The following is a 19,210-nucleotide window of genomic DNA, read 5'->3' as shown; positions in this document are numbered from 1 at the left end:
TTTCGCGCCGGTTCTAAACCGCTTTGGAAAGGGAACCACAGCCGCAAAACAGCGTTGACAATCCAATTCCCGGCCCGCCTCCCGCAAGCCGGGCTGGGTGGCCGGGCAATGCACGGCCCGCGAGAACGGAGAGCTATCGAGATGAAACGCTTCGACCTGATCGACGGGATGCGTGGTTACTTCCTCGTCTTCATGCTGATCAACCATCTGGTGTTTGCCGGCGGCTTCTGGCTGGTGGAAATCAATCACCGGCAGTTTGCCTTTGTCGAGGACGCGCAGGGCTTCGTCTTCCTGTCCGGCCTGCTGATCGGCATGGTCTATGCGCGCAAGATGATGAAATATGGCTATGACGCCGGCAAGCAGATGATCTGGAACAGGGCGATGGAGCTTTATCGTTATGCGATGGGTCTCGTCATCGCCGTGCTGTTCTTCCGCATGGTCATCCCGCATGCGCCCTATATCTGGTACAACTGGCTGGGCATGACGACGTTCGACGATCCGCTGCGTCTGGCGGCGATTGCGACATTCCTCTTCCAGCCGACCTTCATGGATATTCTGCCGCAGTATATCGTCTACATGCTGTTTGCGCCGGTCCTTGTTAAGCTCTGCCTTGACGGCAAGTGGGCGTATGTCATGGCCGGTTCCCTGCTGGTCTGGATGGCGGGCCAGCTTGGTCTTCAGCAGATCGTGACGACGCCGCTCAACGAACTCGTCAAGGGTGCGGACGAGCAGGGTATCCGCGTCAGCTTCAACCTGCTCGGCTGGCAGCTGGTTTTCTATTCGGCGCTGGTGATGGGCGCGATGACGGCGCAGAACCGCATTCCGTGGAAGGCGATCTTCTCGCCGCAGCACACATGGCTCCCGAAGGCAGCGCTTGTCATCTGCCTGTTCTTCATGCCGCTGCGCATTGCCACGGCCTGGGGCCTGATGCCGGAATTCATGATGGGCAAGTTCTCCACCATGGAAATCCGCGCCGATTTCGGCCCGGTTTACCTCATCAACTTCCTGGCGGTTGGCGTTGGCCTGACCTGGCTGGTGATTGCCGGTCCGCACCACCACCGTCCGCTTGTGCGCTCCATTGCTGAGGGCGTCATCTGGGTGCTGTCGTTGAAGTTCCTGCAACTGCTCGGTCGCCATTCGCTGCAGGTCTATGTCTGGCATGTGGCGATCGTCTACGGCGTCTATTATCTCGACGGCCGCACGGCGGAACTGTCGCAGCTGAACAAGACGCTGATCGCTTTCACGGCCATCGGATTGCTGGCCTTGCCGGCCCTGTGGCGGGAGCGCGACAAGTGGTTCGGCAGCAGCGGCCAGAAGACGGCCGGCGCTTAACAGCCTGTCGCGGACCGAATCTGATTGCTTTGCGGGGCGGTTTTCCGCCCCGTACTTGCGTGCGCGGCCATTCCTTTCTATATGCAGCCCTTAAATCCGCAGGATGGCGAGACAGGACGGCCCGATTGATGGCCATGGTTTCTCGCGGCGGATGACCGACAGGCGGCGGGGCCTTTACCCCCGTTATGACTGACGATGGGAAAAAACGTGAATACGCTCGATTTTGACAAGAGGCCGGAAGATACCCGGATCGTTGTCGCCATGTCCGGTGGCGTCGATTCTTCCGTGGTGGCCGGTATCCTCAAGTGCGAGGGCTATGATGTCCTCGGCATTACCCTCCAGCTTTACGACCACGGTGCCGCCGTGCACCGCGCCGGCTCCTGTTGCGCCGGGCAGGATATCGACGATGCGCGCAGGGTCTGCGAAACGCTCGGTATCCCCCACTACGTGCTGGATTACGAAGCGCGGTTCCGTGAAACGGTCATCAACCCTTTTGCCGAAGCTTATGCGATGGGTGAAACGCCGATCCCCTGCGTCGCCTGCAACCAGACGGTAAAATTCGCCGATCTGCTCGCTACGGCACAGGAACTGGGTGCCGATGCACTGGCGACCGGCCATTATATCCGCTCGCGCCCCAATCCCGTTGCCGGTCAGCCGGGGCGGCGTGCGCTCTATCGGCCGATTGACAGCGACCGTGACCAGAGCTGGTTCCTGTTTGCGACGACGCAGGAGCAGATCGACTATCTGCGCTTTCCGCTCGGCGGCCTTTCCAAGGCCGAAACGCGGGCGCTGGCGGAAGATATGGGGCTTGTCGTCGCCAAGAAGGCCGACAGCCAGGACATCTGTTTCGTGCCGCAGGGCAAATATACCGATATCATCAACAAGCTGAAGCCGAATGCGGCCTTGGCCGGCGATATCGTCCATCTGGACGGGCGCGTGCTCGGCCGCCACGATGGCATCGTGCATTATACGATCGGCCAGCGCCGTGGTATCGGTGTGGCGACCGGGGAGCCGCTCTATGTCGTGCATCTCGATGCGCGGGGCCGCCGGGTCATCGTTGGCCCGCGCGAGGCGCTGGAAACCCGTCGTGTCTATCTGCGCGACATGAACTGGCTGGGCGACGGCGAGCTGGCGAGTGACGCAGGGCAGGGCTTTGCCTGTTTCGCCAAGGTGCGCTCCACCCGTCCGCCAACCGAAGCGATGCTGCATGCAGACGAAAACGGCATCTATGTGGATCTGATGACCGGTGAGGCCGGCGTCGCTCCTGGCCAGGCCTGCGTGCTCTATTCCGCACCGGGGGCCGATGCCCGCGTTTACGGCGGCGGTTTCATCGAACGGTCGGAACGCTCAGTGGATGCCGAGGCGTCGCTCAAGGCGCTTCTGGAAAAGCCGGTTGCCGCCTGAAACCATTCGCTTTTTGCAGCGATGCGGAAAGCGAATTTTTTGCGCATCTTGCGCTTGACACTTTGGGGAGCGGCACCTTATAAGCCGCTCATCCTGATGGAACGGCCGGTCACATGACTGTCACGTTTCCACTGTGGCGGGGTAGCTCAGGTGGTTAGAGCAGCGGAATCATAATCCGCGTGTCGGGGGTTCAAGTCCCTCTCCCGCTACCACTTTCCTTCATATGAAAAATTCAAACCGCGTCGTTCTGCGCCCGTGTTTCGTTGCTTTTCCGAGCGGGAAAAACGATGGATCATTTGGTGTTTGCCGGCAAGTTTCGCCCAAAAAAGGGAAACCCGCTTACTGCAAAAATGCAGCCAGCGGGTCTCAACCTCTACCCCCTCCCACAAGGGCGGCTGCACAAAAGCACATTGAATGAATTATGGCAAGATCAAGGCGACCATATTGTTGCGGTGGAGGGCCCTGTTCTCCAGTTTATTGGTGGATGGCAAAGCGTAACCAGTTCCGTGCGCCGTTGGTAAGGGGAGCGGTAGGACACCAGGTTTTCGGTGCAGCCCATTTTTTCAACGGCCCGCGGTTGGTAATGTGTCTTGTGCGGTGAAACCTGTTCGCGGCCATAAACGATCATGTCTGCGGCAAGCGAGGTGGTTGGTATCGACAGGACGGCGAATGCGGCAGTCAAAAGAATTCTTCTCAAATATGCGGACATGGCTCTTCCCCGGTTTATCAACGCAGGAGAACGTCCGGCGCATATGAGCCGTTCCAGGGTTGATGCTGATATTTTCGCGGGTGGCGGCGGCGGCAAAAAAAGATGCCCGCTCAAGGCGGGCAATCAGAGGGGAACTGAGGTTAGGAGCCTCGCGTCTGAAACGGACATCTTCAGCATAAGTTCCGCTTGCAGGATAATTTCCGCAGCGTCGTGCCGACAGGACAGCTGTGAAGGCAAGGTATTCGAGGCCGCATCGCCCGGAAAGATTCGGCGTGCGGAAACAATGGTGCTTCCTGAGGATTCAATCTTTAGGGAAATTTGGAGCGGGCGAAGGGATTTGAACCCTCGACCCCAACCTTGGCAAGGTTGTGCTCTACCCCTGAGCTACACCCGCTCAAATCCACCGGTCCGGGGTAGTACGCTGAACCGTGGGCCGCCAAGCGGCGACGGGCGCTATATCGCTCAATCGATTCTGGAATGCAACAGGGAAATGACAAAAACGCGAAAATTTCTTTGAGAAATGCGACAAGCGGCGGAAATGATTGAGAATTTTTCATTTCGCTGTTTTTTCCTGCGTTGCCAAGCGTCAGTTGCCCCCTTAATCAGGAAACAAGGAAAACGGAATCGACAGAGGCAGGCGGCAGGATATGGCGGAAAATTCCCAGAAGACGGCAACGGAACTGTTCGAGTTTCTCGACGGGCTTGGCATTTCCCACACCACGAAACAGCATGAGCCGGTGTTCACCGTCGCCGAATCCCAGTCGCTGCGCGACCTCATTCAGGGCGGTCATACAAAGAACCTCTTTGTAAAGGACAAGAAGGATCAGTATTTCGTGCTGACGGTTGAGGAAAATGCGGCCGTGGACCTGAAAAGCGTTCACAAGACCATCGGGGCGGCAAGCCGCGTGTCCTTCGGCAGGCCGGAAAAAATGTTGGAATATCTGGGCGTCGTGCCGGGTTCGGTCACGGTGTTCGGAGCCATCAACGACACGGACAGGCAGGTCACCTTCGTGCTCGACAGCGATCTTCTGGAAAACGAGCTGGTAAACGGCCATCCGCTTTCCAATGACCAGACGACAACGATCGCGTCCAAAGATCTCATTCGCTTTCTCGAGGCAACCGGACATGCGCCGCTTGTCTTGAAAGTCAGCGAGTGAGATACGATCTTTGCTTCAAATAAGACAAATGACAGAAGTTTACGGGAGACCGGCATGAGCGGCGACAATAATCCTTACGGCGGTTCCTATAGCGGGCAGATGACCGCAAGCGCGCATCACAATGGCGAGCTTAACGGTGCGGCCTCCGGCCACATCAAGGACACGACGACGGCTGCCTTCTCCAAGGACGTTCTTGAAGAATCCCGTCGCCAGCCGGTTCTGGTGGACTTCTGGGCGCCCTGGTGCGGCCCGTGCAAGCAGCTGACGCCGGTGCTTGAGAAGGTCATCAACGAGGCGAATGGCCGTGTGAAGCTCGTGAAGCTGAACATTGACGATCATCCGTCCATTCCCGGCCAGCTCGGCATCCAGTCGATTCCGGCAATCGTCGCCTTTGCCGACGGCCGGCCCGTGGATGGCTTCATGGGTGCCGTTCCGGAAAGCCAGATCAAGCAGTTCATCGAAAAGATTGCCGGACCTGACGCGGGCGATCCCAAGGCTGAGATCGAGGCCGTTCTGACCGACGCGAAGCAGCTTCTGGCAGATGGCGATTTTAACGGCGCAGCGCAGCTTTTCGGCGCCGTCATGCAGGCCGATCCGGAAAATCCCGCAGCGATTGCCGGTATCGCCGAATGCATGATCGCGGTCGGTCAATATGAGCGGGCCAGCGAGCTGCTCTCGTCCCTGCCTCAGGAACTCAATGACGATGCGGGCATTCAACTCGTTTCGAAAAAGATCGCGCAATATGAGGAAGCCCGCAAGATCGGCGACCCCGTGGCGCTGGAGCGCGAGCTGGCACTTGATCCCGATCAACACGAGGTGCGGGTGAAGCTTGCCAAGGTGCTGAACGCGCAGGGCCGACGCGACGAGGCGGCGGATCATCTGCTTTATATCATGCGCAAGGACCGCACCTTTGACGATGACGGCGCGCGCCGCCAGCTTCTGGAGTTTTTCGAGGCCTGGGGTTTCAAGGATCCGGCAACCGTTGCCGGCCGCCGGAAGCTTTCGGCGATACTGTTTTCGTAATGCGGGCATATCCCGGCCAGGGCGGTTGCTCCGCCGGCCGGGCAGCAGTGAACAGGGGGCTTGATCCCATGCACGTCGGAAATGCGAGATATGTAAAGAACGACGACCTGCCGGAAACCGTGCCGGTATTTCCACTTCCCGGTGCCCTGCTGCTGCCGGAAGGTCATCTCCCGCTCAATATTTTCGAGCCGCGATATCTTGCCATGATCGACACGGCACTGGCGGGCCACCGGCTCATCGGCATGGTGCAGCCGGCCCTTCATGTCATTGAGTCCGGCCTTGAGGGCGGACCTCTGAGCGCAGTCGGATGCCTCGGCCGCATCACCTCCTTTTCCGAAACAGGTGATGGCCGTTACATCATCTCGCTCACCGGTGTGTGCCGTTTCCGCCTGCTGGAAGAGGTTGGGGTGGGCGAGCCCTATCGCAGCTTCCGGCATGCGCCTTTCATCGCCGATCTCTCGGGCGAATACGACGAGGAGGCCGTGGATCGTGAAAACCTGCTGCGGGTATTCCGCTCGTTTCTGGATGCCAACCAGCTGGAAGCCGACTGGGAAAGCGTTGAAAGGGCCGGCAACCGTGTTCTCGTCAATTCGCTTTCCATGATGTCTCCATTTGGACCCGCCGAAAAACAGGCGCTGCTGGAAGCGCCTGATCTGAAGACGCGAGCCGAAACATTGATCGCCATCACCGAGATCGTTCTTGCGCAAGGATCGGGTGAGGGCGGCAACGTGCTGCAATAGGATCGCCGCCATGGACGACAGGATGAGCAGTGTCGACCCCAAGCTGCTGGAGCTTTTGGTCTGTCCTTTGACGAAGGGGCGTCTTTCCTATGATCGCGCCCGTAACGAGCTCATTTCCGAAAGCGCCAGACTTGCTTATCCAATCCGCGACGGCGTGCCGATCATGCTGATTTCGGAAGCGCGCAAGATAGAAGACTAACCTCCCCGGTTATCACCTCCACACATTGCGTGTCGCGAATTGACGAAGATGCGTTGACAACCATGCGTGGATTTGACCAGAGTCCCGCCCGACATATCTGATGCGGGGAGAATACTGATGTCGTTGCGCGCGCTCGTCCGGATTTCGTTGGTTGTGGCCTCGGCCGCCCTCATTTTTCCGCCAGCCATGGCGGCGGAGCCCTCCCGCAAGGTTGTTACCACCCAAAACGGCGATTATTTCGGCTTCGATCTTCGCACTGAGCAGAATGTCTCGCTGGAGCAATGCGGCGAGATTTGCGTAGGCGATACCGTCTGCAAGGCCTTCACCTACAATCCCAAGGTGAAATGGTGCTTCCTCAAATCGGATTTCAATCAGCTGAACGCTTTCCCCGGCGCGGTTGCCGGCAAGATCGTGGAAGTGGTAGCGGAAACCGATATCGGCGCGCCGCAACGCCTGTCCTTCGTCACTGACAGTCTGCAGCAGGAAGCGCGCCGGCTGAAATCCGGCCTTGCGGCGAATGACGGTGAAGGCGGACAGAGCGTGGAAGCCCTCGTGCAGACGGCGCGGCAGCAGGCAACCGCGGGCAATATTCCCGATGCGGTCACGACCTATAAACAGGCGCTTGCTATCACGCCTGACGACGGCGCGCTCTGGGCGGAGCTTTCCGAAAAGGCGGCGCAGGTCACCGATAATTATTCGATTGCCGGGCAGGCCGCTTCCGCCGCCATCAATGCCTACCAGCTGAGCCGCACCGTCAGCGCCCGCACCGAGGCCCTGAACCGGCTGGCGAAGGCTTTCGAAAGAACCCAGAATTATCGCGCAGCACTCAATGCCTATAAGGAGAGCCTTGCGCTTACCGACAATGCGCAGACCAAGGCGGCCTATGCCGATCTGCGCACGCGGCAGGGTTTCCGCGTCATCAATAATACCGTGGATACGGATAGTGTCAGCCCGCGCGCCTGCGTGCAGTTTTCCGAGCCGCTGGTGAAGAACGGTGTCGATTATTCCTCCTTCATCACGCTGGATGGGGCAGCCCCCAAGGCCATCGAAGCGAAGGGCAGCGAGATTTGCGTCGAAGGCCTCACCCATGGCCAACGTTACAAGATCGCGCTGCGCGCCGGTCTGCCTTCCTCGGTGGAAGAGCCGCTGGAAAAGCAGGTCGATCTCGATATTTACGTGCGTGACCGTGCCGCCAGCGTGCGCTTCACGGGTGAGAATTTCGTGCTGCCGGGTACTGCCCGTCGCGGCATCCCCATTGTCTCTGTTAATGCCGACAAGGCCGACCTGAAGCTCTATCGCGTCGGCGACCGCAACATCACCTCGCTGCTCGCAAACTCGCAGTTTCTGACGCAGATGGACGGCTACAATGCCGACCGCATCGAAAACGAGATCGGCGAACTCGTCTGGCAGGGCTCGATCGATATCCAGCCCAATCTCAATAAGGATGTGGTGACGAGCTTCCCGGTGGATGAGGCATTGCCCGAGCGCAAGCCCGGCATCTATGTGCTGACTGCCGTTCCGCCGGGTACAGCGCCGGAGACTTGGGATTCCCGGGCCACGCAATGGTTCCTGGTCTCCGATACCGGCATCACCACCTATGCCGGAACCGACGGTCTGAATGTGTTCGTCCGAGCCCTTGGCAGCGCCAAGCCGCTTGCGGACGTGGATTTGCAGCTGCTCGCCAAGAACAACGAGGTGCTGGGCACGGCAAAGACCGATGCGGACGGCCGCGCGGTGTTCTCGGCCGGCCTGATGCGCGGCACTGCGGCGCAGGCGCCTGCCATCCTGACCGCGCGTAACGGCGACAAGGACTACGTTTTCCTCGATATGACCCGCGCAGGCTTCGATCTCTCGGATCGCGGCGTGACGGGACGTGCAGCGCCGGGCGCGATCGACGTGTTCAGCTGGACCGAGCGCGGCATTTACCGCGCCGGCGAGACCGTGCATGCCGCAGCGCTTGCCCGTGATGTCGACGGCAAGGCAATCGAGGATCTGCCGCTCACCTTCATCTTCTCGCGCCCGGATGGCGTCGAGGACCGGCGCTTCGTCAGTGATGGCAAGGCGCTGGGTGGCCATGCGGTCGATCTGTCGCTGCAGGCGAATGCCATGCGCGGCACCTGGACATTGCGCATCCATACCGACCCGAAAACGCCTGCGATCAGCGAAAAGAGCTTTCTCGTCGACGATTTCGTGCCTGATCGCACCGAGTTCGACCTCTCGAGCAAGGCGAAACAGATCGATCCGGGAGCGGAGACCGCAATCGACGTCGATGGCCGTTATCTCTATGGCGCGCCGGCCGCCGGTCTGACGCTGGAAGGCGAGGTCGCGATCAAGCCGACGCGCACCAGCGCGGATTTCGAAGGTTATTTCTTCGGTCTGGCGGATGAGGAAAGCGAAGAGGAAAACCGCACCGCGCTCGCCGACCTGCCGGTGCTGGACGAAGAGGGCAAGGCGAGTTTCAATGTTGACCTCACCGATCTGCCCTCCACCACTCAACTTCTTTCCGCCAACATCACTGTGCGCATGCGCGAAGCCGGTGGCCGCGCCGTGGAGCGCTCGCTGACGCTGCCTATCAAGGCGGAAGCCTCTGTTATCGGGATCAAGCCGCAGTTTTCGGGCGATCTCGCCCAGAATTCCGTCGGCCGTTTCCATATCATCGGCGTCAGCGCCGATGGCGCCAGGCAGGCGATGAACGGCCTCAACTGGAAGCTCATCAAGGTCGAGCGGAACTATCAATGGTATCGTCAGGGCAATTCCTGGCGTTACGAGCCGGTGGAATATACCAAGCAGCAGGAAGCGGGCACCTTGTCCGTCGATGCCAATGGCGGCGAGATTTCCGTGCCCGTCACCTGGGGCCGCTACCGGCTGGAAGTGGAGGGCGCGGGTAACGGCGCACCGGTTTCCAGCGTCGAATTCGATGCCGGCTTCTACGTCGAGGCAAGCTCGACGGAAACGCCGGATGCACTGGAAATTGCCCTCGACAAACAGAGCTACAAGATCGGCGATACGGCCAAACTCAAGGTATCCTCGCGTTTTGCCGGTGAGTTGATGGTGACATCAGGTTCGGAAAAGCTGATTGCCGTGCAGAATGCCGAGGTCGGTGAGGATGGCGGCGAGATCGACATTCCGGTCACCGAGGAATGGGGTGCGGGCGCTTACGTCACCGCCACGCTGTTCCGCCCCGGCGATGCGCAGGAAAGCCGCATGCCGATGCGCGCCATCGGTATCAAATGGCTCGCCGTCGATCCGGCTGAGCGCAAGCTTGCCGTCACGCTGGGCGCACCGCAGAAAACACTGCCGCGCCAGCCGCTTGAAATTCCGATCACGGTTGCGGGCACTGGCGTCGGCGAAAAGGCCTATGCCATCGTTGCGGCCGTCGATGTCGGCATATTGAACCTCACCCGCTATGAACCGCCAAAGCCCGATGAATGGTATTTTGGCCAGCGCCGGCTGGGGCTGGAAATCCGCGATCTCTATGGCCGGCTGATCGATGGTTCGCTTGGCGCCACCGGCCGGCTGCGCACCGGCGGTGACGGCGGAGGGGCGGCCCTTCAGGGCAGCCCGCCCACCGAAAAGCTCGTAGCCTTCTTTGCCGGTCCGGTCGAACTCGACGCTAACGGCAAGGCGACGGTGAGCTTCGATATTCCGCAGTTCAACGGTACGGCCCGCATCATGGCGGTGGCCTGGACGAAGACAGGCGTAGGACATGCCGTCTCCGATGCCATCATCCGCGATCCCGTGGTAGTCACGGCCAGCGCGCCGAAATTCCTCGCCCCCGGCGATGTCTCGCAATTGCGACTCGATATCGCCAATACGGATGGCGAGGCCGGCGATTACCGGCTGGATGTGACCAGCAACACGGCCTTGACCGTCGATCAGGGAGAGATGTCGCAGACATTGGCGCTGCAGAAAGGCGGCAAGTCTTCGCTGACGGTTCCGTTAACAGGTGAACAGCCCGGCAATGGTGCGATCACCATCAAGGTTTCCAATGCCGCGGGTGTTTCGCTGGAGCAGGTTCTGAACGTTCCTGTGCGTCCGGCTGTCCTGCCGGTGACGACGCGGCGCGAAATCAAGATTGCGCCGAACAGCAGCCTGACGATCAATGGTGATCTTCTGGCCGACAGCATGCTGCTCGGCTCCTCGGTCGCCGTCAACGTCACGCGCTCGCCCGCCTTCGATATTCCGGCGCTTGTGATGATGCTGGACAAATATCCTTACGGCTGCGCTGAGCAGACGACGAGCCGCGCTTTGCCGCTGCTTTATGTCTCGGAACTGACGAAGGACAGCGGCATGGCTGAGGACCCTGATACCCGCAAGCGGGTGCAGGAAGCGATCTACCGTGTGCTGTCCTTCCAGTCGAGTTCGGGCAGTTTCGGCCTCTGGTCGCCTGGTTATGGCGATCTGTGGCTGGATGCCTATATCAGCGACTTTCTGACAAGGGCGCGCGAGCAGAATTACGACGTTCCCGAAGCGGCCATGGTGCAGGCGCTGAACAACCTGCAGAACGGTCTTTCCTATGACAGCAATGTCAAGGATCGCGGCAACGAGATCGCCTATTCGCTTTATGTGCTGGCGCGAAACCGCAAGGCGGCGATCAACGATCTCAGATATTACGCGGATACGGCGCTCGCCGATTTCCCGACGCCGCTTGCCAAGGCACAGGTTGCCGCCGCCCTTTCGCTTTACGGCGATCAGGCCCGTTCGAAGACCGTGTTCGGCGCTTCGCTCGATATGGCAAGCCGCGCCACCAATGTCAGCTTCGCACGCGCCGATTATGGCTCGGCCCTGCGTGATGGTGCGGCGACACTGGCGCTTGCGGCCGAAAGCCGTCCGGTTCCGGCCGTCGTGCCGCAGCTTGCCGGTGCCGTGGCCAAGGAATGGGAAAAGAAGCCCTATACCAGCACCCAGGAACAGGCATGGATGCTGCTTGCCGCCCGCGCTGTCAAAGGCGAGGACAAGGATATCCGTCTCGATGTGAATGGTGATTTGCAGACTGGCGGTTTCGGCAAGCGGATGAGCGGCGATGAATTGCTGGCAGCTCCCTTGAAGATCGCCAATGCCTCGGCCGATCCGGTCACGGCTGTTGTCACCACCGTGGCGCCCCCGGCCCAGCCGCTCGCTGCCGGCGGCGAAGGCTTCACCATCACCCGCACCTATTATTCCATGGATGGCGAGGAGGTGAACCCGAGCGAGGTCACGCAGAACGAGCGTTATGTTGTGGTGCTGAATATCGTACCGAAGAATAACTGGCAGTCGCGCATTCTGGTGACGGATCTGCTGCCCTCCGGCTTCGAAATCGACAATCCCAGCCTCGTCAATTCGGCGGAACTGTCGAATTTCGACTGGTTGCCGGAAACGGAAGCGGCCCATACCGAGTTCCGTTACGACCGTTTCGTGGCGGCCTTCGACCGCTCTGCCGGTGACAGTTCGGAAATTGCGCTCGCCTATGTGGTCCGTGCTGTTACCCCCGGCACCTATGATCATCCGGCAGCTTCGGTTGAGGATATGTACCGGCCGCAATTTGCCGCCCGCACGGCAACCGGCCGCATGGAGGTGCGCTCGGCAACCCCATGAGCCGGAAAAAGGCAATCATCGTTGGCATCGTGACGGCCGCGTTGCTTCTGGGCGGCGCGGCCTTCGGTCTCGATGCGCTGGACAAGGCCTATCCGCCGCCGCTGGAGGCCGCACGGCAGCGATCTTTCGAGGTGCTGGATCGCGATGGCAAACTGCTGCGGGCCTTTGCGACAGCAGATGGCCGCTGGCGGCTCAAAACCACGGCGGCCGAGGTCGATCCGCAGTTACTGCGCATGCTGGTCGCTTACGAGGATCAGCGTTTCTACGATCACCACGGGGTCGATCCCTGGGCGCTTCTGCGCTCCGCGTGGCAATTGGCCAGCAACGGCCGGATCGTTTCCGGCGCATCGACGTTGTCCATGCAGGTGGCGCGGCTGATCGAGCCGCGCGCCGACCGGTCATTCTCGGCGAAATTGCTGCAGGCCGTGCGTGCTCTCCAGATCGAAAGAAGGCTCAGCAAAGCTGATATCCTCGATCTCTATCTGAATATCGCACCCTATGGCGGCAATCTCGAAGGCGTCAGGGCCGCAAGCCTTGCCTGGTTCGGCAAGGAGCCGGGCCGGCTGGATACGGCGGAGGCGGCTCTTCTGGTGGCGCTGCCGCAATTGCCGGAAAAACGCCGCCCGGATCGCTTTCCAGAGGCGGCGAAGCAGGCGCGGGAGCGCGTATTGCAACGGCTTGCCGTCGAGCGCGTGGTGGGCGACGGGGAGGCGGCGCGGGCGGCTCTTGCAGATGTGCCTTCCAGCAGGCGCGATCTTCCCTCCTATGCGCCGCATATGGCCGTTGCCGCACGGGCGAAATTCCCGAATACCGCCAAAGTGCGCTCTACGCTGACGCTGCCGATTCAGCGGGAACTGGAAGATGTTGCCCGCCATGCGGCGGAAAAGCTTGAGGACAAAGTCTCCGTCGCCATCGTCATGGCCGACGCGCAGACCGGCGATATTCTGGCGGAGGTCGGTTCGGCGGACTATCTCGATACGGCAAGACGCGGTTTCGTGGAGATGAGCCGGGCCGTGCGTTCGCCGGGCTCCACCCTCAAGCCGTTCATCTATGGCCTCGCCTTCGAAAATGGCCTTATCGGGCAGGAAACCATCATCGAGGATCGCCCGGCTGATTTTTCCGGCTACCGGCCACGCAATTTCGACATGCATTACCAGGGTGATGTCAGCATTCGCCAAGCGCTGCAATTGTCGCTCAACGTGCCTGCTGTCAAGCTGCTCGATGCGGTCAGTCCCTCGGCGCTGATGGTGCGGTTCCGGCGGGTGGGTGTCCGGCTCGTGCTGCCCACCAGCGAAGCGCCGGGGCTTGCCATCGCCCTTGGTGGCGCCGGCATTTCGCTGGTCGATCTGGTGCAGCTCTATGCCGGGCTTGCCGGCGGTGGTGATCCTGTGCGGCTTGGAGATGGTGTCCGCTCTGCCCCGGAACGGCTGGAGGGCGACCGGTTATTCTCCGATGCCGCGATCTGGAATGTCTCGGATATTCTCTCCGGCGTGTTGCCCCCGCTCGGCATGAAACAGCGCGGCATCGCCTACAAGACCGGCACCAGTTATGGGTATCGCGACGCATGGTCGGTGGGCTATGACGGGCGGCACGTCATCGGCGTCTGGGTTGGCCGTGCTGACAATGGCGCGGTGCCGGGCGTTGCCGGATACGCAACGGCGGCCCCGATCCTGTTCGAGGCTTTCGCAAAATCCGGTGTGGCGGTGACGCCGATGCCGGCCGCACCCTCCGGTGTCGCCCGCGTTGCCGTGAGCGACCTACCCGCCAACCAGCGGCGTTTCACCACGACGGCCAGCGGCCTGCTTGCGGCATCGAGGCGGGAAAGCGCCCCGCGTATCGTTTACCCGCCGGAAGGCGCGCGGGTGGAGCTCTCCGGCCAGTCAGGCATTTCGCCGCTGGTGCTCAAGCTGCAGGGCGGGCGCGCACCCTTCCGCTGGCTTGCCAATGGCTTGCCTTTGCCGGATGCGTCCCACCGCCGCAACAGCGAATGGCGACCGGAAGGTCAGGGATTTTCCACACTCACGGTAATCGACGCCGATGGCCGTGCTTCGAGTGTACGGATTTTCGTCGAATAGCAGGGACGTCCAACTCAACAAAGGGTCGCCCCCCGTGCTTGCGTCGTACAGCGCCGCGAGCGTCTCATCAGTTCTTTTCCGCCGTCTTGCCTATTGCGCCACATCGAATGAATGGCGGTCGATCCGCTCCTGAAGCGCAGCCACGACGGCTTGCAGAAACTCCCGGCGCCTCGGGTTGGTCGTCGCCGTCAGCGTTATCTGTAACCGGCTTCTGATCCTGTTCAGAAATCCAACGTGATTGAAACTATCGGCGGCGATATTGACCTCTACCTCGTCCATGTAATGCGCCAGATGCGGCTCCAATACGAGATTTGCATCCGTCTGGTAGCAGGCAGCCATCTGTTCCCCAAGCGTAGATACCTGTGCATATGGACCATATTCGTCGATCATCAAATCTCCTTCCTCTAGCGCAAACAATTCTGACAGGCGCCTCATCATCACTGATAGGAAATAGGAAGCAATTGCCGGCTTTCAACGTTCCCTTTTGAAGCTTTGAATTTTCCGTGTTCGTGAAGGATGTCGCCGATACTTCGGTCGAGGCAGAGACGTGTCAAATGGCCGGCGGCTGCGCCGGGTGAGGCTGCGCTCAATCTACATCGTTGTTTTTACAAGATTTTACAGGAAAAATGGCGTCCACGAGAGGATTCGAACCTCCGACCCCAGGATTCATACCGCTTCGGCTTTCGCCGCCGTCCCGCCGTTGCCGGGCAAAACGTTCGTGGTCTGGACTGTCCCTTCACCATGGGCCGTCAGGCCTTTAGGTGCTGCCCATCCAGTCTCTACACCTTCACCGGATTTCTCCGGAGCTTGGCTCGGGATTGGCATGCTGGAAGACCAGCGAAGCTTTCCCCGACTTTGAGCAGATCGATTGCGTCGTTTCCGGGCGCAACCCCCAATTTGTCTTAGGAATCCTGTGCTCTATCCTGCTGAGCTACGTGGACACTGAATTGCTCTTTAACCTGACGATGCCTGCGGATCAACCGCGATCTTTATCGCGGCTGATCTCCTCCTCGGCTTTCTTCACTTTCGCCGGCAATCAGCTCGTCAGGCGCTGTTCAGCCAGTTTCACCCAATAGGAAATGCCGTAGGCGATGGCCTCATCGTTGAAATCATAGCCGGGATTGTGAAGGCCTGCCGAATCGCCGTTGCCGATGAAGATGAAGCAGCCCGGTCTTTCTTTCAGCATGAAGGAGAAATCTTCACCCGCCATGGAAGGATCGACATCGGCGTCGACATTCGGTTCGCCCGCCACATCGCGGGCAACAAGGATGGCGTGGTCGGTCTCGGTGGCGTGATTGAAGGTCACCGGGCAATAACGCTCGTAGACGACTTCCGCTTCCGCTCCGTTGGCAAGGGCAATGCCTTCCGCCATCTGCTTGATGCGATCCTGCGCCAGATCGCGCACCGTTTCATCCAGGCTCCGCACCGTGCCGGCGATCAAGGCCTCGTTGGGGATGATGTTGTGGCTGGAGCCGGCGTGAAAACGGGTGACGGAGACGACGACGGAACGGATCGGATCGGCGTTGCGGGAGGCGATCATCTGCAGGTTGCCGACGATCTGCGCGCCGATGGTAATCGGATCGATGGTGCGGTGCGGCTGGGCCGCATGGCCACCGCGGCCCTTGACCGTGATCGAGAACTTGTCGGGTGCGGCCATGATGCCGCCCTTGCGGATGGCGAAGGCGCCGAGCGGAATGCCCGGCATGTTGTGCATGCCATAGACCTCGTTGATGCCGAAACGCTCCATCAGGCCGTCCTCGACCATGGCAAGCGCGCCGGCACCTCCTTCTTCCGCCGGCTGGAAGATGACGGCGATGGAGCCGGCGAAGTTGCGGGTCTCGGTGAGATATTTGGCCGCGCCAAGCAGCATGGCCGTGTGGCCATCATGGCCGCAGGCATGCATGGCGCCTGCGGTTTTGGAGGCCCAGGGCTTGCCGGTTTCCTCCAGAATTGGGAGAGCGTCCATATCCGCGCGAAAGCCGATGGTGCGATTGCCCGGAAGATTGCCCCTGATGACGCCGACAACACCTGTGCGACCGAGACCGGTCACGATTTCGTCAACGCCGAAAGATTTCAGCTTCTCCGCAACGAAGGCTGCGGTGTTGTCGACATCATATAAAATCTCGGGATTTTCATGCAGGTGATGCCGCCATTCGCTGACTTCCTGCTGGAGTTCGGCGGCTCTGTTCAAAATCGGCATTCGTTCATTCCTGGGTTCATCGGTACGGCGTGTCGTAAAATCCTATCCTCCGTGGTGGATAGTGCGCCGCATAATTGACGTAATCAATGTACTTTGCCATTGCTAGGACATATATGGTGAATATTGCCATTCCCCGACCGAAGACGGGAATTCGAGGACTAGCCTTGCCACAGACTTTTAAATCGCCAAACGCCGCCCGGCGGCTCTCCGCAGCTATTGCCATCATGACCGCGGGCCTCGTGGCCGTGGTGCCCGTGGCAAATGCCAATCCGAAAATGGTGGTCGATGTCAAAACCGGCAAGGTGATTTCCCACCAGGAAGCCTTCCGCAAGTGGTATCCCGCTTCGCTGACCAAGCTGATGACCGCCTATATCGCCTTTTCACAGATGAAGGCCGGCAAGATCAGCCCGCAGACGGAAGTGGTGATGAGCAAGAAGGCCGCCGACCAGCCGGCCTCGAAAATGTACTTCAAGCCGGGCCAGAAGCTGACGATGGACAGCGCCTTGAAGCTGCTGCTCATCAAATCCGCCAATGACATCGCCGTGGCGATCGCCGAGACCATCGGCGGCACCAGCGACAATTTCGTGGCGCAGATGAATGCGCAGGCGCAGCGGCTGGGCATGAGTTCCACCCGTTACATCAATGCCAATGGCCTGCCCGGCAAGGGGCAATATACGACCGCCCGGGATCTGGCGCTGCTGGCGCTGATCATCAAGCGGGAATTCCCGGAATATGCCCATTATTTCTCGCTGGAGGGCGTCAGCACCGGCAAGAAGAACTACGCCAACTTCAACATGCTGGTTGGCCGCTTTGATGGCGCTGACGGCATGAAGACCGGTTTCATCTGTGCCTCCGGCTTCAACCAGGTATCGTCAGCCGTGCGCAATGGCCGCTCGGTCATCACGGTCGTGCTGGGTGCGGACAGCCTTGCCGGGCGCACCGACCAGTCGGCCGATCTGCTGCAGATGGGGCTGACTGCGCCTTCCGGCCAGGGTGTTTCGCTTGCCTCGCTGGCGCCCTATGGCGATACCGGCGACGTGAATGATGTCAGCGCCGAGATCTGCAATCCGAAGGCCGCCAAGGTGCGCAGCGAAAGCCGCGACGAGGCTGGCCGCATGGTCATCCATTCGCCCTACGTGCAGGAAATGACCCGCCCGCCGGAATATTCCTTCGCCGGTCTCATTCCGGGCAGCGAGACGGTGGCGGTGAATGCCGCCAAGGGAGCTGGCAAGGGTGAACTCGCGAACGTGCCGATCCCGATCCCGCGCCCGACATTCTGATCGTCGGTGGTGGCCTTGAGGGGCCAGTGCCGGGGTGGCGATGCACTTTGTGTATTCGCAGGCCAATGATGTTATGATATTACAATGTCGCTCGTGGCTTCCAGCCTCGGGCGATTTCTTTTAGCTCCATGCGGCTCCGGGTTTCGCGTCGTCCAGTGACCTGCCGGAGCGGCCATCAACATACAGGCAAGTCATGTCTCGCGATCGCATCCCGGTTTCCATCATCACCGGATTTCTCGGCGCCGGAAAATCGACGCTGCTCAACCGGCTTCTCAAGGATCCCGCGATGAGCGATGCGGCGATAATCATCAATGAATTCGGCGATGTCAGCATCGATCACATGCTGGTCGAAAGCGCCGGCGAGGGCATCATCGAACTGGCGGAGGGTTGCCTCTGCTGCACGGTACGTGGCGAGCTGGTGGATACGCTGGCGGAACTGATGGATGGTATCCAGACAGGCAAGCTGAAGCCGGTAAAACGGGTGGTCATCGAGACCACGGGTCTTGCCGATCCCGCCCCCGTCATGCAGTCGGTCATGGGCAACCCCGTTATCGCACAGAATTTCGTGCTGAACGGCATGATTACGGTGGTGGATGCCGTGAATGGCCTTTCCACTCTGGATAACCATCAGGAGGCGGTGAAACAGGCGGCCGTGGCCGACCGTCTGGTGATGACCAAGCGCGCGCTTGCCAATGCCGCCACGATTTCCGCGCTGACAGCTCGCCTTCAGGCCATTAATCCGCGTGCGACAATTGAGGATGGTGACAAAACCGACTGGAGCGCTGCGGGGCTTCTCGACAACGGACTTTACGATGCCGGCAGCAAGAATGCCGATGTCGGCCGCTGGCTGGGCGAAGAGGCGGCGCACGATCACGACCACCATGACCATCACCACCATCATGGCGACCACGACGACCATCACCATCATCACGATGTGAACCGGCACGATGCATCCATCCGGTCCTTCTCAATCATCCACGACCAGCCGGTAAGCCCGATGGCGATCGACATGTTCGTGGATTTGCTGCGCTCGGCGCATGGTGAAAAGCTCCTGCGCATGAAGGCGATCGTCAAGCTGTCGGATAATCCGGGCCGGCCACTGGTGCTCCATGGGGTGCAGAATATTTTCCACACGCCCGAGCGCCTTTCGGCATGGCCGGACCCGGCCGATCAGCGTACGCGCATGGTGCTGATTACGAAGGATTTGCCGGAGGCGTTTGTAAAAGACCTGTTCGCCGCCTTCACAAGTGCACCGGGCATTGACCGGCCGGACAGGCAGGCGATGACGGATAATCCGTTGGCGGTTTCCGGGTTGCGGTTTTAGGTCGCGCCGTGATGGCCTAGGTCGATGGGTGTAGTTCACCCCCTCTGTCCTGCCGGACATCTCCCCCTTAAGGGGGAGATCGACTTGCGGCTAGGTCTCGCCCATCTTAACCGTTGCGAATGTAGTGGCGACGGCGCATCTTGCTGATCTCCCCCCTTGAGGGGGAGATGCCCGGCAGGGCAGAGGGGGGTGA

13 protein-coding genes and 2 tRNA genes are annotated in these 19,210 nt (G+C 60.2%); 12 read left to right on the top strand and 3 right to left on the bottom strand.

Features of this window, described 5'->3' with window-relative positions:
- The first annotated feature begins 141 nt into the window (after nt 1–141).
- From AC5I5B_RS18145 to AC5I5B_RS18130, 4 genes are all read left to right on the top strand, one after another.
- The gene (locus tag AC5I5B_RS18145) at nt 142–1,332 is read left to right on the top strand and encodes an OpgC family protein (RefSeq protein WP_003506259.1); all 1,191 of its coding nucleotides are present in this window, start codon (nt 142–144) and stop codon (nt 1,330–1,332) included.
- Between the two features lie 207 nt (nt 1,333–1,539).
- On the top strand, nt 1,540–2,736 hold the full coding sequence (gene mnmA, locus AC5I5B_RS18140) for a tRNA 2-thiouridine(34) synthase MnmA (RefSeq protein ID WP_111834183.1): 1,197 nt from the start codon (nt 1,540–1,542) through the stop codon (nt 2,734–2,736).
- A 135-nt stretch (nt 2,737–2,871) separates the two neighbouring features.
- Nucleotides 2,872–2,948: transfer RNA gene (locus AC5I5B_RS18135), tRNA-Met, on the top strand.
- 75 nt (nt 2,949–3,023) lie between these two features.
- Nucleotides 3,024–3,257 carry a hypothetical protein gene (locus AC5I5B_RS18130; protein WP_111834182.1) on the top strand — a complete coding sequence of 78 codons (234 nt, stop codon included), beginning with the start codon at nt 3,024–3,026 and terminating at the stop codon, nt 3,255–3,257.
- Nucleotides 3,258–3,764: 507 nt separating this feature from the next.
- Here AC5I5B_RS18130 and AC5I5B_RS18125 read toward each other — a convergent pair.
- Nucleotides 3,765–3,839, bottom strand: a tRNA-Gly gene (locus tag AC5I5B_RS18125).
- A gap of 253 nt (nt 3,840–4,092) precedes the next feature.
- Here AC5I5B_RS18125 and AC5I5B_RS18120 point away from each other — a divergent pair.
- The 6 genes from AC5I5B_RS18120 to pbpC all read left to right on the top strand — a co-directional run bounded on the left by AC5I5B_RS18120 (nt 4,093) and on the right by pbpC (nt 14,213).
- Complete coding sequence (locus tag AC5I5B_RS18120; RefSeq protein ID WP_111833926.1) at nt 4,093–4,602, top strand: prolyl-tRNA synthetase associated domain-containing protein; 510 nt, start codon at nt 4,093–4,095, stop codon at nt 4,600–4,602.
- A 54-nt stretch (nt 4,603–4,656) separates the two neighbouring features.
- On the top strand, nt 4,657–5,625 hold the full coding sequence (gene trxA / locus AC5I5B_RS18115; RefSeq protein ID WP_111781992.1) for a thioredoxin: 969 nt from the start codon (nt 4,657–4,659) through the stop codon (nt 5,623–5,625).
- Nucleotides 5,626–5,693: 68 nt separating this feature from the next.
- A complete protein-coding gene (locus AC5I5B_RS18110) occupies nt 5,694–6,365 on the top strand; it encodes an LON peptidase substrate-binding domain-containing protein (protein ID WP_003506267.1) in 672 nt (223 codons plus the stop codon).
- A gap of 10 nt (nt 6,366–6,375) precedes the next feature.
- Nucleotides 6,376–6,564, top strand: a complete 189-nt coding sequence (locus AC5I5B_RS18105) for a Trm112 family protein (protein ID WP_003506270.1) — start codon at nt 6,376–6,378, stop codon at nt 6,562–6,564.
- Nucleotides 6,565–6,681: 117 nt separating this feature from the next.
- Nucleotides 6,682–12,138 carry an alpha-2-macroglobulin family protein gene (locus AC5I5B_RS18100; protein WP_111833925.1) on the top strand — a complete coding sequence of 1,819 codons (5,457 nt, stop codon included), beginning with the start codon at nt 6,682–6,684 and terminating at the stop codon, nt 12,136–12,138.
- On the top strand, nt 12,135–14,213 hold the full coding sequence (gene pbpC, locus AC5I5B_RS18095) for a penicillin-binding protein 1C (RefSeq protein ID WP_153315256.1): 2,079 nt from the start codon (nt 12,135–12,137) through the stop codon (nt 14,211–14,213). Before AC5I5B_RS18100 ends, pbpC begins: the two co-directional genes overlap by 4 nt.
- Nucleotides 14,214–14,303: 90 nt before the next feature.
- Here pbpC and AC5I5B_RS18090 read toward each other — a convergent pair whose 3' ends face one another.
- Both AC5I5B_RS18090 and AC5I5B_RS18085 read right to left on the bottom strand, forming a co-directional pair.
- Nucleotides 14,304–14,603, bottom strand: coding sequence for a hypothetical protein (locus AC5I5B_RS18090; RefSeq protein WP_112356468.1), 300 nt, complete (start codon nt 14,601–14,603; stop codon nt 14,304–14,306).
- A gap of 646 nt (nt 14,604–15,249) precedes the next feature.
- Complete coding sequence (locus AC5I5B_RS18085; RefSeq protein ID WP_111833924.1) at nt 15,250–16,413, bottom strand: M20 aminoacylase family protein; 1,164 nt, start codon at nt 16,411–16,413, stop codon at nt 15,250–15,252.
- A 224-nt stretch (nt 16,414–16,637) separates the two neighbouring features.
- On the opposite strand from AC5I5B_RS18085, the gene AC5I5B_RS18080 reads away from it, so the two are divergent.
- Together AC5I5B_RS18080 and AC5I5B_RS18075 are read left to right on the top strand one after the other, a co-directional pair.
- Nucleotides 16,638–17,693 (top strand): D-alanyl-D-alanine carboxypeptidase family protein, encoded by a 1,056-nt coding sequence (locus AC5I5B_RS18080; protein WP_162695483.1) that lies wholly within the window; start codon nt 16,638–16,640, stop codon nt 17,691–17,693.
- Between the two features lie 193 nt (nt 17,694–17,886).
- On the top strand, nt 17,887–19,017 hold the full coding sequence (locus tag AC5I5B_RS18075) for a CobW family GTP-binding protein (RefSeq protein ID WP_111833922.1): 1,131 nt from the start codon (nt 17,887–17,889) through the stop codon (nt 19,015–19,017).
- Nucleotides 19,018–19,210: the final 193 nt, after the last annotated feature.

The organism is Agrobacterium sp. (assembly GCF_059499945.1).
This window is presented reverse-complemented; position numbering and strand designations above follow the sequence as displayed.